The sequence below is a fragment of the Streptomyces sp. NBC_00310 genome (genome assembly GCF_036208085.1).
In the GTDB taxonomy this organism is placed as follows: Bacteria; Actinomycetota; Actinomycetes; order Streptomycetales; family Streptomycetaceae; genus Streptomyces.
On sequence record NZ_CP130714.1, the window covers coordinates 5,733,905 to 5,748,104 of the forward strand.

General features: G+C 70.6%; 12 protein-coding genes and 2 pseudogenes. 6 read left to right on the forward strand and 8 right to left on the reverse strand.

Features of this window, described 5'->3' with window-relative positions; genetic code table 11:
• Positions 1–19 precede the first annotated feature (19 nt).
• The 4 genes from OG202_RS25155 to OG202_RS25170 all read right to left on the reverse strand — a co-directional run bounded on the left by OG202_RS25155 (position 20) and on the right by OG202_RS25170 (position 5,216).
• On the reverse strand, positions 20–454 hold the full coding sequence (locus OG202_RS25155; RefSeq protein WP_327728746.1) for a hypothetical protein: 435 nt from the start codon (positions 452–454) through the stop codon (positions 20–22).
• Between the two features lie 125 nt (positions 455–579).
• On the reverse strand, positions 580–768 hold the full coding sequence (locus OG202_RS25160; RefSeq protein WP_326580452.1) for a hypothetical protein: 189 nt from the start codon (positions 766–768) through the stop codon (positions 580–582).
• On the reverse strand, positions 765–1,499 hold the full coding sequence (locus OG202_RS25165) for a hypothetical protein (RefSeq protein ID WP_327728745.1): 735 nt from the start codon (positions 1,497–1,499) through the stop codon (positions 765–767). Before OG202_RS25165 ends, OG202_RS25160 begins: the two co-directional genes overlap by 4 nt.
• Before the next feature lie 423 nt (positions 1,500–1,922).
• Entirely contained in the window at positions 1,923–5,216 is a 3,294-nt protein-coding gene (locus OG202_RS25170; RefSeq protein ID WP_327728744.1) for a S8 family serine peptidase, read from the reverse strand.
• A gap of 268 nt (positions 5,217–5,484) precedes the next feature.
• Here OG202_RS25170 and OG202_RS25175 point away from each other — a divergent pair, with 268 nt between their 5' ends.
• The 5 genes and pseudogenes from OG202_RS25175 (at position 5,485) to OG202_RS25195 (ending at position 10,579) form a co-directional block, all read left to right on the forward strand.
• A complete protein-coding gene (locus tag OG202_RS25175) occupies positions 5,485–6,168 on the forward strand; it encodes a DUF4956 domain-containing protein (protein ID WP_327728743.1) in 684 nt (227 codons plus the stop codon).
• A complete protein-coding gene (locus tag OG202_RS25180) occupies positions 6,165–6,959 on the forward strand; it encodes a VTC domain-containing protein (protein ID WP_327728742.1) in 795 nt (264 codons plus the stop codon). Before OG202_RS25175 ends, OG202_RS25180 begins: the two co-directional genes overlap by 4 nt.
• On the forward strand, positions 6,956–8,833 hold the full coding sequence (locus OG202_RS25185; protein WP_327728741.1) for a carbohydrate-binding domain-containing protein: 1,878 nt from the start codon (positions 6,956–6,958) through the stop codon (positions 8,831–8,833). The genes OG202_RS25180 and OG202_RS25185 overlap by 4 nt, the downstream gene beginning before the upstream one ends.
• 241 nt (positions 8,834–9,074) lie before the next feature.
• A pseudogene (locus OG202_RS25190) lies at positions 9,075–9,434 on the forward strand (transposase); the annotation flags it as partial.
• A gap of 24 nt (positions 9,435–9,458) precedes the next feature.
• A pseudogene (locus OG202_RS25195) lies at positions 9,459–10,579 on the forward strand (IS630 family transposase).
• A 60-nt stretch (positions 10,580–10,639) separates the two neighbouring features.
• Here OG202_RS25195 and OG202_RS25200 read toward each other — a convergent pair.
• Both OG202_RS25200 and OG202_RS25205 read right to left on the reverse strand, forming a co-directional pair.
• Entirely contained in the window at positions 10,640–11,272 is a 633-nt protein-coding gene (locus tag OG202_RS25200) for a DUF6368 family protein (protein WP_327728740.1), read from the reverse strand.
• Between the two features lie 111 nt (positions 11,273–11,383).
• The gene (locus OG202_RS25205; RefSeq protein WP_327728739.1) at positions 11,384–11,764 is read right to left on the reverse strand and encodes a winged helix-turn-helix transcriptional regulator; all 381 of its coding nucleotides are present in this window, start codon (positions 11,762–11,764) and stop codon (positions 11,384–11,386) included.
• Between the two features lie 74 nt (positions 11,765–11,838).
• On the opposite strand from OG202_RS25205, the gene OG202_RS25210 reads away from it, so the two are divergent.
• A complete protein-coding gene (locus OG202_RS25210; RefSeq protein ID WP_327728738.1) occupies positions 11,839–12,522 on the forward strand; it encodes an NADPH-dependent F420 reductase in 684 nt (227 codons plus the stop codon).
• Here the strand turns inward: OG202_RS25210 and OG202_RS25215 are convergent.
• Both OG202_RS25215 and OG202_RS25220 read right to left on the reverse strand, forming a co-directional pair.
• Entirely contained in the window at positions 12,519–13,466 is a 948-nt protein-coding gene (locus OG202_RS25215) for a hypothetical protein (RefSeq protein ID WP_327728737.1), read from the reverse strand. The genes OG202_RS25210 and OG202_RS25215 overlap by 4 nt on opposite strands.
• Positions 13,467–13,546: 80 nt before the next feature.
• Positions 13,547–14,008 (reverse strand): ATP-binding protein, encoded by a 462-nt coding sequence (locus OG202_RS25220; protein ID WP_327728736.1) that lies wholly within the window; start codon positions 14,006–14,008, stop codon positions 13,547–13,549.
• Between the last annotated feature and the right edge of the window lie 192 nt (positions 14,009–14,200).

A 14,200-nucleotide genomic window follows, 5' to 3' on the forward strand; every position in this document is an offset into this window, starting at 1 on the left:
GATGGCCACTCCTCGCCGATCACGACCGTGGCGCCGAGTGATCGTCGCCCGTGATCGCCGTGCCGATGTTGCCCCCCGCGGCGATGGAGCGCGGGCCCGATGCCGTCACCGTCCTACCCCCGCTGTTGCCGGACGGCGACGGCAACAGGGCCGCCAGCTCGCGCAGCAGCTCCGCATCGTTCCGCAGCGCCTTCTTGATCTGTTGGCGCAGGGACCCCGTCGCGTCCTCGTCTTCCGGTTCGGCGGCTGCGTCGGCCACCGCCGACTCCAGTGCCGCCCGGCCCTGCTCGTCCCGGTGCTGCCACGCCGCCCGGAGCATCCGGCGGCCGATGTTCGCCGTGGTCTCGACCGCCGCGCTCTCCTCTCGCGTCAGCACCCCGGTGCCGTACGCGACGACGGCCGCCGTCAGGTACGGGCTTGCCTGGCCCACGACTTCAGCGATGCTCGTGCTCATTCCCGGTACCCCGTCCCCAGCCCTCTCGCACCACGGCTCAGTAGCAACACAGCGTAGGGATAAGCCACTTCCCCCAAGTCGCAAACGCCGGATGAGGGCAGGCCGGTTCCCCTCGGTCGCAGGGGCTATCGCTTCAGGGCCCGGTACCGCTGCAGCAGGGCGTTCAGTCTCCGTGGGTCCTTCGCGCCGTTCAGCTCGGTGAGGAGGTCGTCCGGGCAGAGTTCGTAGAGGTCGCCCCACCAGCCCCGGCGGCGGTTGTCGTAGACGCGGTAGCCGCCGGGGACGCCCCGGGCGACGTACCGTCTCCGGCTCACTCGGGTTCCTCCTCCGGTGGGGATGCCAGGGCCTCCTCTTCCAGGAGGCGTTCGGCGATGTCGTCGGCCCAGGTCTGGGCCCAGCGGAGGAGTCCAAGGATGGCGTCGGTGCCCAGGCCGTGGCGAGCGAATTCCCGGTCGTCGAGCCACTCGGTGCCCTCCAGGCGCGCCTGGAGGTCGGTGAGGTCGAAGGTGGTGGACGTCGCGGAGGTGTGGCGGCGGGCCAGTTCCTCCAGTTCGGCGACGGTCCAGTGGGCCGTGGCCGCGTGGACGGCGATCAGGTCCCGGGCCGCGCCTCGGTCCGCCACCGCCCGGACCTTGGTGCCCACCACGTCTTCCAGGGAGAGGGTGGGGCCGAGTGAGGTCTCCACCGGCGGGTGCCACAGGGTTTCCTTCAGGAGGTCCAGTGTGCGTTCCTCCGTCGTCGTGGGGTCGGTGACGAGGAGGCGGGCGGAGAGCGGGGCCGTCTCCACCGCGTGCACCAGCCAGCCGCGTTCCGCCAGGCCCACCCGGACCGTGGCGGCGATCTGCTCCATCGGGGCCGCGTGCTCCGTCGCCACCTCCAGGTCGCGGCCGGGCGGCCTGGCCTCGACCAGTCCGTGTGCCTGCGCCGCGTGATCGCCGGTGAGGGCGAGGGCGTACGGCGCGCCGATGGCCAGCACGTCGGCGAGGAGACGGTGGAGCTGTTCGGGGAGGTCGTGTACGCGTGGGTCCGGGGAGCGGTCGTTCACGCGCGGGCCTGCGGCGGTGTGGGGAGGGGCGGGTGCGGGGCCATGGAGGGATTATCACGGCCCCTGAGGCGTTTCCCGGCTTCCCCGGCTTCTCCGGTCAGTACGGCCGTCGGCCGAGCCGGTTCCCCGGCGGATCGAAGTGGGCCACCACGTAGGTCCAGCGTTCCCGCATCTGGCCCCGGCCGCGCCGACGCGTGTCGAGGTGCGCCAGACCAGCTGGGTGTAGTGGAGGCACTCCCGGCCGTTGACGCAGGCGTTGGAGGGGAGGGAGGTCGTAGTCGGACTTCTCGTCGCGCCACAGACGGGCCGGGGAATCACGGCGGGTCCAGGTTTCGGGCTGACGCGATCCGCCCGCGAACTCAGGGGAGTTCGCGGGCGGATCGCTCGACCGCCGATCGGTCGACGGCGGTTACCGGGTGACGGCTACGGCGTGACCGTCAGCGGCGTGTGGCCCACGGCCGCCGAGCCGTCGCCGAACTCGACGACGCCGACGTACCGTTCGCCGCGTGTCGCGTCCGGCCATGACACGGTGATCTCCGGGTGGTCGCCCGCCGAGACCTTCTGCCCGGCCGGGGTGACCGTGGGGGTCACCGCGGGTGTGCCCTGGCCGACCTTCCAGCTCCACAGGGTGTACTGCTGGCTGGTTGTGCCGGCCGGCAGTTCGTACTGCACGACGTAGACGTCGTAGTCGCCGGGCGGCAGGTCGACGTACTCGTCGGAGCCGACGTCCGCCCATTCGCCGACGTGGTTGCCCTGGGTGTCGAAGGCGTACAGGTCGATGTCGCTGCCGGGGAGGTGGTCGGCGGACGTGATGGCGAACCGGGTGAAGGGGGCGCCCTCGGGGACGTGGACGCGGTGCTTCACCGCGGCGTCGTTGGTGTGCTGGCTCTCCCAGAAGGGGGACTGGTCGGTGCCGGTGAGGGTGCCGGTGGTCTTCTCTCCGGTGTAGAGGGAGGCCTCCGCGGTCAGTTCGCCGGTCCAGCCGACCCCGGCCGTCAGCGTCGCCGCGTCACCGCCGGTGACCGTGACCTCGTTCGGGGCGGAGAACAGCACGGCGCGCAGGGCGATCGGGCTGGTGACCTCGTGGCGGCTGTGCGTGTCACTGAGGGTCAGCGAGCCGAAGGACCAGGTGCCGCGGTCCGCGCTCGTCCGCTCCAAGGTCACCTGGTACGACGCCGACCCGCCCGGCGCGACGGTCAGCCGCTTCGGGGTGACCTCGGCGCGGAAGCCCGGCGGGGTCTGCGTCTTCGCCTGGTAGGTGGCGGTCTCCGACGAGACGTTGGTGACCGTGCGGGTCACCGTCTGGGCGCCCAGCAGGTCGCCGACCGAGATCGACGGGTGGTTGAGGTCGCTGGGGTCGGTCTTCGCCGCCGTGGGGCAGGCGTCGTCGCCGTTCTCCGTGACCGGCTGCTGGCCGATCGCGCAGAGGTACGCGGTCCAGTCGGCGGAGGTGGAGTCGTAGACGAGGCCGGGGTCGGCCGCGCGGGCGACCCGGGGCAGGCCCGCGCCGTAGTCGAGGGGCGAGGCGGAGTCGGCCAGGGCGCGGCCGAGGGGGTCGCCGTTCTCGTCGGTGGTCGTGGCCGTCGTCATCAGCGCCGACTTGATCTCCATCGGCGACCAGTCGGGGTGCAGCTGCCGCAGCAGGGCGGCGAGGCCCGCGATGTGCGGGGACGACATCGACGTGCCGTCGGCGAAGCCGAACCGGCCGGTGTACCCGCCGCCGCTGCCGGGCACCACGCCCGCCGGGACGCTCTCGCCGAAGGAGGCGATGTCGGGCTTGAGCAGGTCGCCGTCGCTGTAGTGGTCCGGGCCGCTGGAGGAGAAGGAGGTGATCTCCCGGGTGGCCCGGTGGCTGCTCTTCGTGGGGGTGAACTCGGCGGTCGCGCCGGCCCCGGAGGCGTAGGCGTGGACGGCCTTCGCGTCCTCGGTGGCGACCTGGACCACGGGCACCGCGAAGACGTACGCGAAGAAGTCCTGCGCGCTGGTCGGGGTGTGGGTGAGCACGACCCCCGCGCCGTCGACCGCCGCGACCTCGTCCGCCTTGGTCTCGACCCAGATGCCGTCACCGCCCCGGTCGCAGACGACGAGCTTGCCCTTCGCCCGCTTCGGATCGAGCGTGCCCGGCGCGCACAGCGCGGCCTGGTCGGCGTCCGCGCCGTCCTTCCTCACGGCGGCGGCCTCGACCAGCGGGGCCGAGCCGACGCCCGGGTTCAGGCTGAGGCTGGTGTAGCGGCGGCCGTCGCCGAGGACCAGGGAGGCGGTGTACTCGGTGTCGTGCGTCGCCGCGGCGACCGTCGTGACCCACGGGCCGGTGTGCTCCACCGTGTCCGGGCCGCCGTTGTTGGCCGACGCGGCGATGAAGACGCCCGCCTTGGCCGCGTTGAACATGGCCTCCATGGAGACCGGGTCGGGGAGCGCACCGCCGATGGAGTAGTTGAGGACGTCGACGCCGTCCGCCACCGCCTTGTCGATCGCGGCCGTGGTGTCCACGCTCGGGCAGCCGGCGCTCCAGCACGCCTTGTAGTAGGAGAGGCGGGCGGCCGGGGCGACTCCGCTGAGGGTGCCCTCGGCGTTGCTGCCGGGGACCGACGCGGCGACGCCGTGGTTCCCGGCGGCGGTGGTGCCGGTGTGGGTGCCGTGGCTGTCGGTGTCCATCGCCGAGGGGATGTCCTCGCCGTCCGGGTCGGGCCTGCCCGCGCCGAACCACTGGGCGCCGATCACCTTGTTGTTGCAGGTCACCTTGTGCGCGGGGTCGTCGCCGGGGACGCAGTCGCCGTGCCACTTCTTGGCGATGGCCTCGGCGTCCGGGCGCGGCTCCGGCAGTGCGGCGAGCATCGGGTTCGACGGGTCGACCCCGGTGTCCACGATCCCGACGATGACGCCTTCTCCGGCGTGCTCGGGGCCGCCGGCCTTCGCCCAGAGGCCCTTCTCACCGGAGAGGCCGAGGAGACGGGGGGTGTCGGGGAACCGGGCGGAGTGGGTGGTTCCGGGGGTCTTGGAGCTCGGGGCGTGCGGTGCGTCGGCGGCTGCGGGGCCGGTGGGGGTTTCCCGCGCGGTTCCCCGCGCCCCTGAAGGCGGGGGCCCTGCGGGCCGCTCGTCCTTCAGGGGCGAAGGAGCCTGCTGGGCCTCCGGGGCCGGGAACCTGGCCTCGTCCTCGGCCTCGTCCTCGGCGCGGCCGTCGGCCACGACCCGTATGTAGGTCTCCGTCCCTCCATCGGCTCCTGCCCGGCCGAAGACATCCGCCCCCGGCCCGTGGTCCGGCCCCGTGTCCGTCAGCTGGGCGACCGTGTTGCGGGTCACCGAGACGACTCCCGGTGTCGCGGACAGCTTCGCGGCCTGTCTGCCGGTGAGTTCGGCGGCGAATCCGTTGAACGTGTAGGAGTAGTCGTGGAGCGTCTCGATCCCGGGCACGGCGTCGAGGACGCGCTCCCGGCGGTCGTCCAGGTGCGCCACGTACTTCTCGACCGTGGCGGAGTCGGCGTCGAGCCGCTTGCCCGCCGTGGGCGCCGTCCGCTTCAGCCGGGGCAGCCCGCCCTCGTACGCGGCGACGGGCGCGTCGGCGAGTTTTACGATGTAGGTGTCGTCGTCGTAACTCCCGCTGTTCTCAGCGGAGTCGGCGTAGGTGGGAGCGGTGACCGCGGTCAGGGTCAGGGCTCCGGCCAGGAGGGGCGCCAGCAGGGTGACGGCCGCCCTCGGGCCTATGTGATGGTTCGTCAACTGTGGTCCATGTCGATCGATCCGAAAGATCTCGATCCCCCGAGGACCCCAATGTCACAGACGACTAGTCAGTAACAATCTTGAAATCTCAAATACTGGCGGGTCTCCACAGTCGTTTCACAAGAGGCGGTTCAGAACCGCACGGGGGCGGCGAGCCGGGGTGGAGCGGGTCCAGCGGGTTCACCCCCCGTTGGCCCGCGGAACTTCTCAAGTTCAGTTAAGGGAAGGCAAAGCCCGCTCAAAGGTTGACCCCGGATTGTCTTTTGACATGGACCAGACCCTTCTTGTGGTCGCCGATCTGGCTGCCATCTCCGTGCTGACCTTCGCGGTCTACTTCCCGCGCCACCACCGCCGGGACCTCATCGCCGCCTTCCTCGGCGTCAACGTCGGTGTTCTCGCGGTGGCGATGACGCTCAGCTCCTCCTCGGTCGGCATCGGCCTCGGCATGGGGCTGTTCGGCGTCCTGTCGATCATCCGGCTGCGGTCCAACGAGATCGCTCAGCACGAGATCGCGTACTACTTCTCCGCGCTCGCCCTCGGCCTGCTGGCCGGGCTGCCGGAGCAGGTCAACGTCCTGTCGACCCTCCTCATGGCACTGATCGTCGCCACGATGTACGTCGGCGACCACCCGAGGCTCTTCGGCCGCTACCGGCAGCGCAGCCTGCGTCTCGACGCCGCCTACACCGACGAGGACGCCCTGCGCGCCCACCTCGAAGTGCTGCTGGGCGGGCGGGTGGTGAACCTGTCCGTGCAGAGCGTCGACCTGGTCAACGACATGACCCTGGTCGACGTCCGGTACGTCGTCACCGGCACCGGCACCGGCACCGGCACCGGCACCGGCACGGGCACCGGCACCGGCACGGGCACGGGCACGGGCACCGGATCGCGTGCGCCCCAGGAGCCGCGGGAGACAGGGCGCCGCGTCGAGCAGGGACGCGGGGTCCGGGCATGACGGCACTGGACGCCGTCGCCCCCGTGGTCGGGGCGCTGCGCCCCATCGGCCTCGGCGAACTCGTCGACCGCGCCGAGCTGCTGACCCGTCTGGACCGCAAGTACATGCTGCCCCTCACCGACCTGCCCTTCGTGGTGGCCGGGCTGGATGAGGACGTACAGGTCCTGGAGGTCGACGGGGAGCGGCAGTTCGCGTACCGGTCCGTGTATTTCGACACCCCGGACATGGAGGGCTACCTGGGCGCGGCCCGCCGCCGCAGACGCCGCTTCAAGCTGCGGATCCGGACCTACCTGGCGTCCGGACAGCATTTCCTGGAGGTCAAGACGCGCGGCCCGCGCGGCACCACGGTCAAGCAGCGCGTCCCGTACGACGGCGACCCGGGCCGGCTGGGCCCCGAGGCGCGGGCGTACGCCGACGACGTCCTCGGCGCGGCGGGCATCGACTCCCGGGACTTCCGCCTGGTCCCCACCCTCACCACCCTCTACCGCCGGACCACCCTCTTCCTGCCCGGCAGCGGCAGCCGGGTCACCGTCGACACCGACCTGACCTGGGCACTGCCCGACGGCACCGAACTGCGCACCCCCGAGCGGACCATCGTCGAGACCAAGGCCGGGCGCGCGGGGTCCGGCGCCGACCGGCTGCTGTGGTCGCTCAAGCACCGGCCCTGCCCGGTCTCCAAGTACGGCACCGGGCTCGCCGCGCTCCGGCCCGACCTGCCCGCCAACCGTTGGCTGCCCGTACTGCGGCGCCACTTCCCCACCGCACCGGCACTGAACGGGAGCCCCGCATGAACATCCGTATGAACTCATGGAAGAGCAGGACACGGGGGTTCCGTACGAAGGCGGCCGCGGCGCTCGCCTCCGTCGTCCTCGCGACCGCCGCGCTGGCCGGGTGCTCCTCCGGGAGCGACTCCGGCACGGCGTCGTCCGACTCGTCGTCGAGCGCGAGCGCGGCGGCGGCCGTGGACGGGACGCGGAACGCGGCGGCCGTCCTCGCCGACAACGAGGACACGCACGCCGAGGACGGCGACACGGAGTACGACGAGGCCGACGAGTCGGAGGCCGTGGGCATCGAGCTGAAGGGGGACTCGGCGGAGGCGGACGGCAAGGGGGTCGATGTCGACGGGTCCACGGTCACTATCACCTCCAGTGGGACGTACCTGCTCAGCGGCTCCCTCGACGACGGGCAGATCGTGATCACCGCGCCCGAGGCGACCGTGAAGCTGGTCCTCGACGGGGTCGACATCTCCAGTTCCTCCGGGTCGGCGATCGCCGCGACCGAGGCGGAGCGGCTCGTGGTCGTCCTCGCGGACGGCAGCGAGAACAAGCTGAGCGACGCCGACTCCTACGCCGACGACGCCGAGGCGAACGCCGCCCTGTACAGCGCGGGCGACCTGACGATCGGCGGCGGTGGCTCGCTGACCGTGAAGGGGAACGGCAACGACGCGATCGCCGGCAAGGACGGCCTGGTCGTCGAGGGCGGGAACATCACCGTCGAGGCCGCCGACGACGGCATCCGGGGCAAGGACTACCTGGTGGTGAACGGCGGCACGGTCACCGTGACGGCGAAGGGCGACGGACTCAAGTCCGACAACGCGGACGAGGAGGACGCCGGTTACATCGCCGTCGCGGGCGGCACGCTCTCCGTCACCGCGAACGGTGACGCCGTGGACGCCGCCACGGATCTGGTCGTCACCGGCGGCAAGCTCACCGTGAAGACCGAGGCCTCCGACGACACCTCCGCGCACGGCCTGAAGTCCGGTGTGATCACGGTGCTGGAGGGCGGCACGGTCGACGTCTCCGCCTCCGCCGACGCGCTGCACGGCGACGCGGCGGTCCACCTCAACGGCGCCGACGTCACCCTCGCGGCCGGCGACGACGGCATCCACGCCGAGGGCGACCTCGTCATCAGCGAGGGCACGCTGAACATCACCCGCTCCAACGAGGGCCTGGAGGGCAAGGACATCCTCGTCCGGGGCGGCACCTCGAACGTCACCTCTGACGACGACGGCGTCAACGCGTCGGGCAGCGAGGCGACGTCCGAGGAGGAGCAGGGCGGGCAGGGCGGCTTCGGCGGCGGCGGTCCCGGCGGGGGCGGCGGCGGGGAGAACGTCGGCGACTACTCCGCCAAGGTCAGCGGCGGCACGCTCGTCCTCAACTCCCAGGGCGACGGCTTCGACTCCAACGGCACCGCCGAGATCACCGGCGGCACGGTCGTCGTCAACGGCCCCGAGATGGGCGGCAACGGAGCGCTCGACGTCAACGGCAGCTTCACCGTCAGCGGCGGCACCCTCCTCGCCGCCGGCAGCGCGGGCATGGTCGTCGCCCCGGACGAGGAATCGGAACAGGGCTGGCTGTCGGCGACGCTGGACGCGTCGGTCGAGGCCGGCACGACCCTGCACATCGTCGACGCGGACGGGAAGGTCGTGGCGTCGTACGTCACCTCGAAGACCATCCAGAACGTCGTCTACTCGGGCGAGTCGATCAAGAGCGGTGAGGAGTACACCGTCTACTCCGGCGGCTCCACCTCCGGCTCCGACACCGGCGGCCTCGCCGGCTCCGGCAAGCTCGGCTCGGCCAAGAAGATCGCGACGGTCACGGCGGGCGAGGCCCCGGAGGGCGGCGGCTTCAGGGGCGGTCCGGGCGGGGGTGGGGACCGGGGCTGAGGACTGAGGGCTGAGGGCTGAGGGCTGAGGGCTGAAGGGAGAAGGGGAGCCGGAAGTCCGCCATCGCCGCCGGGCCCTGTCGGTCCGGCGGCGACAGTGGTGCTGCCACACGTGACCGGACTCAGCCGCTCGATGCCGCGATGGCCCCGATTACCTCGCAGGGGGCCGACCGGGGCTTATACGAGGCCCTTGGAATCCCTAACGAAATGATCTTCGAGGAGGTTGGATCACTCCGGGACTGATGAACCGGGGGTGCTGGGTGGCGCGGCCGAAGCCGTGGGAAGTCGACGACGAGCTGGGGGCGGTGATCGAGCCGCTGCTGCCCAAGGTGGAGCGTCGGACCCGGCACCCGGGACGCAAGCGGCATCCGGACCGGCTGGTCTTCCAGGGCATTCTGTTTGTCCTGCACACCGGAATCTCGTGGGAGCATCTGCCGCAGTAACTCGGCTTCGGCTCGGGCATGACCTGCTGGCGCCGCCTGGCCGAGTGGTCCGAGGCCGGGGTGTGGCCCCGGCTGCACGAGGTCCTCCTTGCCAAGCTCCGCAGCGCGAACGCCCTGGACTTCTCCCGGGCGGCGGTCGACGGCTCCCACATCCGGGCGTCCGATCCGACCGCTGGAGGCGCGGTGGCCGAGCCCGTCCGTGTGCGCAGACTGACCGACCAGGAGGGTCAGAAGCTGCAGCAGATCGTGCGCCGGGGCAGCGCCGGTTCGGTTCACTACCGGCGGGCGATGATGCTGCTGGCCTCGGCCGGCGGGAACCGAGTGCCGGTGATTGCCCAGCTGGTGCAGGCCGACGAGGACACCGTCAGGGATGTGATCCACGCGTTCAATGAGAAGGGCCTGGCCTGCCTGGACCCTCTGTGGGCGGGAGGCCGTCCCCGCCGACTCAGCGATGACGGCGAGGACTTCGTCATCGCGACGGCCACTACCCGCCCGGTCCAGCTCGGCCAGCCGTTCACCCGCTGGTCGCTGCGCAAGCTGGTCGCCTACCTGCGCAAAGTGCGCGGCCGGGTGATCCGTATCGGCCGTGAGGCGTTACGGTGCCTGCTCGCGCCCGCCGCGGCGTCACCTTCCAGCGCACCAAGACCTGGAAGGAGTCCCCGGACCCCGAACGGGAGGCGAAGCTGGACCGTATCGAGCACGTCCTGGACCGCTTCCCGGGCCGGGTCTTCGCCTTCGACGAGTTCGGCCCACTCGGAATCCGGCCCACCGCGGGCGCGGGCTGGGCCGAACAACGGCGTCCCGACCGGCTGCCGGCCACCTACCACCACACCCACGGAGTCCGGTACTTCCACGGCTGCTACTCGGTCGGCGACGACCGGCTGTGGGACGTGAACCGGCGTAAGAAGGGAGCCGTGAACACGCTGGCCGCGCTGAGATCGATCCGTGCCGCCCGGCCCGACGGCGCACCGATCTACGTGATTCTGGACAACCTGTCCGCCCACAAGGGCGCCGACATCCGTCGCTGGGCGAAGAAGCACAAGGTCGAGCTGTGTTTCACCCCGACCTACGCCTCGTGGGCGAACCCGATCGAAGCGCACTTCGGACCGCTGCGGCAGTTCACCATCGCCAACTCCAACCACCCCAACCACACCGTGCAGACCCGGGCCCTGCACGCCTACCTCCGCTGGCGCAATGCCAATGCCCGCCACCATGACGTCCTGGTCGCCGAACGCAAGGAACGCGCCCGTATCCGCAGCGAGAAAGGCATCCGCTGGGGCGGCCGACCCGCTCTCGCTGCATGATCAGGCGACCTGGCGAACGTTCCAGGTCACAGCACCACCTCCGCAGCGAATCTGTCTGGGCTACTTGACCAGCCGGAAGGCGGGGTGCCCAACCCAGGCCCGCAGGAACTCCGCCGATCCCAGCGCCATCCAGTCGTCGCCCGCGATCGCCAACACCCCCGGAAGGCCAGCGACGACCGACGCCTGTCCATCCAGCAGCTCGACATTGGCCACGCCCCCGATGACGTCCATGACAGCGGCGGTCAGCAGGGCCGTGGTCACGTGGTCGATCTCGCGATTGCAGCCGGCGCTGACATTGACGGCATGGGTCGGCCTGAAGCCGAGGATGGCCTCCACCTCGGGCTCGTCCGCGTGCTCAGCCTCGAAGGTGCTCTCGTCGCCGACGCCCGGCCCCATCAAGTTGACCAGGAAGGGCCGACGCCAGTCCTCGCGCTGCGGATTGAATCCCACCAGGGCTGTGAGCTCCTCGTCCGCGGAGGTGTTGCCGAGGAGTGGCAGCGGGAACGGCTTTCGCCAGTCCTTCTCTCGCCTGTCCTCGACGCCCAGTCGCTCTGCGGGCACGTTGACGTCGAAGAACCCGGGCCGCTTCTCGTCGAAGTGGGAGGAGAGCCCCACCATCAACGCGCGGAACTCCCGCAGCGCAGCCGGGGAGAGCGGCTCCGCCAACTCGATCACCAACGTCGGACCAGACATGCTGGGAGCCTAGTTTGATCGGCTCCGCGACCGCTCGCATTGTTCCCACACCGAGTCCAGCCGGTCCGAGCACCGACGTCGCCAACCCGGCGAACCTATGCGGTCAGAGCACTAGCAAGTTGGACGAGGGGACTGCGCGTCAGGAGTGCATGCTGCTTCCTGGGCGGCCATAACCTCATCGCCGTACTCGAAGGCCCATGCGCCGACGGCGTCGATGGGCGCCAGCAAGGTCCGTCCCAGAGCGGTGAGTTGGTACTCGACCCGTGATGGCGCGTCGGGGTCTGCCTGCCGGTCGACCAGGCCGTTGAACTGCAGCCGGCGCAGAGTCTCGGTGAGGACCTTGGAACTGATGCCCCCGATCCGCTCCCGTAATTCGACCGGGCGCCTGGGACCGTCGCGCAGTGCCCAGAGCACCACGGCGTTCCAGGTGTTGGAGAGCAGGTCGAAGGCGAGGCGGGCGCGGCAGTCGGCGAGGAAGGCGTCGGTCGTCACGTACCAAATGGTGCCCGAACGGCCTTCTAGCGTCGGTGTGAACGGTCGAAGCAGGCGCGGAGAGGGACCACGTGATGAGAATCGGCGTACTGGGCACGGGCAACATGGCCGACGCGCTCGCCACCCACTGGGTGCGGGCCGGGCACGACGTGACCATCGGGGGGCGGGACGCACACAAGGCGGAGCGGCTCGCGACGCGCATCGGAGGCAGCGCGAAGCCTGGCAGTCTGCGCGCGGCGGCCGAGTCCGGCCAGGTGGTGCTGGCCGCGCTGCCCTTCGGGGCGGGAGTAGACGTGGCACGGGACCTGCACGCGGCACTGGAGGGCAAGGTGCTGCTCGACTGCTCCAACCCGGTGGGGCCGGGCTTCCGGCTGCTGACGGAAGGAGGCACCTCAGCCGCGCAGCAACTGGCTGCGGCAGCACCGGGCGCCGACGTGGTCAAAGCTTTCAACCTCTGCCACGAGGACGTGTGGCGGATGCGGCCGCCTGTCTTCGATGGGCGACCACTGGCCGTTCCGGTCTGCGGGGACGACGAGACGGCTCTCGTGCGTGCACGCGAGTTGGTGCGGGACGTGGGCTGTGAACCCGTGGCTGGCGGCGGTCTCGAACGTGCGGGACTCCTGGAAGCGACCGCCGCGCTGTTCATCGCGCTGTGGGTCGGCGAAGGAGCGGATGCCCAGGCAATCGCCCCTCCGCTGGCATACGCGGCCGGACCGAGCCACCAGGAAGCGGAGGGCGGCACGGCTGCTTTCCGTTAGGGGTTCTTACTGGACGGGGCATCGGCGGCCCCTGAGTTCTCCGGGTCCTCCGCGAAGAGTTCCTCCGCAAAGAGTTCCTCCGCGTGCGTGACCGTGCCGGCCCGGTCGAGCCAGGCGCTGACTCGGGTGGGGTCGGAGCATGTGGTGATGCGTTCGCGGACGTCGTCGGTGACGGGAATGCCACGCACCTCCAGGACGCGCAGGACTCCCTTGGCCTCGCCCCTGGCCTCGCCCTTGGCCTCGCCCTCCAGGTAAGCCGTCTCGCGGACGGTCCCACGACCGGGGAAGTAGCTGACGAAGCTCATGATGTCCCTCCATTTTTCTCCGGCGGGAGTGCCCCGCAGATTGACTTCCAGGAACTCGTAGAAGTAGTCGGCTGCCTTCCCGTCCGTCTCCTGAAGGGCGCGGCCCATCGCGTCCAGTATGTCGTCGATCTGAGCGCTGCGGGCGTGTGCGAGAGCGGAGAAGGCGGCCATGGCGAGGTTGTTCGCCGCGGTCCTCGGGTCGGTGATCGCCGGAAGGTTGTCCGGCCCGACGACCATGGGGTGGGTTCGCTGAGTGATCCAGCCGCGAGTACCGCAGTCGAAGGGGCCTGACGCCCACTTCGCGGTGCGCCGATCCTGACAGACGACGAGCAGCAGTACGGGCAGACGGTACTTGGACTGGAGGTATGAGACGTAGTACGGCCAGCTCCTCTCCTTGTCCGGCTTTCGCTCGCCCTGTACTTCGACGGCGAGCATGAAGTCCTCCCCGCCGGACGGGCCGATGCGCAGCACGGTGTCCACGCGCCGCTCCATCGGTTTGGTCTCCGTCACGTCGGTGGTGAGCGCGTCCACGGTCGCCTTCTCCGGAAAGGGGAGGCCCAGCACTCCGAAGACGGGTGCGAGGATCTCGGGCTTCTCCTGGAAGATGCGGTGCAGGCCCTCGTGGGCTGAAGTGACCATGTGGTGGAACCTACGGGCCATCTCGCACCGTTATGGGGTCACTTGAGGTGGGATCACTCTTTCGAGCGAGGAAGAAACGTTCACACCGCCGTGGTCAGTTCGCACCAGACGAACTTGCCGTCCGTGCGGTGGGGTTCGGCGGTGTGGATCGAGTTGAACCAGCCCCAGTTCTCGGCGCAGGCCTCGACGAGGGCGAGGCCGCGGCCGGTGTCGGAGGTGGGGTCGGGGGCTCGGGGAGCGAGGGTGCGGGCGAAGCGTCGGGGTGCCGTGTCCCATGCGGTGATCCGCAGCACCGGGTCGGCCCAGCGGAGCTTTATGGCCGCCGGGCCCTTGGTGTGCCGTACGGCGTTGGTGATCAGCTCGGTGGCGAGGAGTTCGGCGGCGTCGGTGAGGTGGGGGAGGCCGTGCAGGGTCAGGATCAGGCGGAGGGTGCGGCGGCAGATGGTGACGGCGCGGGGGTCGTTGGGGATGGTGAGGGTGTAGGTCCAGGGTTCGTCGGGGCGGGGCGTCGATTCGTCGGTGAACTCTCCGCTGTCGAGCATGCGTGACTCCTCTGGCTGGCGGGGGAGTTGGGGGCGACCGGTGGCCTGCCGCACCCGCCGTGGCAGGACGGGGCGGTGCGCTTCCGGGGGGCCGGTGGTTCCGCAGGGTGTGCGGTGCGTCACCGACGGTATGGCATTAATTTGTGCCACCGCAAGCCGGTTGCGTAGTCTGACCCCCATAAGTGGGATGCC

Bases quoted from the DNA above. Each gene is read 5' to 3' on its own strand.
- OG202_RS25155 (WP_327728746.1), bottom strand. From the start codon at position 454: ATGAGCACGAGCATCGCTGAAGTCGTGGGCCAGGCAAGCCCGTACCTG.
- OG202_RS25175 (WP_327728743.1), top strand. From the start codon at position 5,485: ATGGACCAGACCCTTCTTGTGGTCGCCGATCTGGCTGCCATCTCCGTG.
- OG202_RS25180 (WP_327728742.1), top strand. From the start codon at position 6,165: ATGACGGCACTGGACGCCGTCGCCCCCGTGGTCGGGGCGCTGCGCCCC.
- OG202_RS25185 (WP_327728741.1), top strand. From the start codon at position 6,956: ATGAACATCCGTATGAACTCATGGAAGAGCAGGACACGGGGGTTCCGT.
- OG202_RS25200 (WP_327728740.1), bottom strand. From the start codon at position 11,272: ATGTCTGGTCCGACGTTGGTGATCGAGTTGGCGGAGCCGCTCTCCCCG.
- OG202_RS25210 (WP_327728738.1), top strand. From the start codon at position 11,839: ATGAGAATCGGCGTACTGGGCACGGGCAACATGGCCGACGCGCTCGCC.
- OG202_RS25215 (WP_327728737.1), bottom strand. From the start codon at position 13,466: ATGGTCACTTCAGCCCACGAGGGCCTGCACCGCATCTTCCAGGAGAAG.
- OG202_RS25220 (WP_327728736.1), bottom strand. From the start codon at position 14,008: ATGCTCGACAGCGGAGAGTTCACCGACGAATCGACGCCCCGCCCCGAC.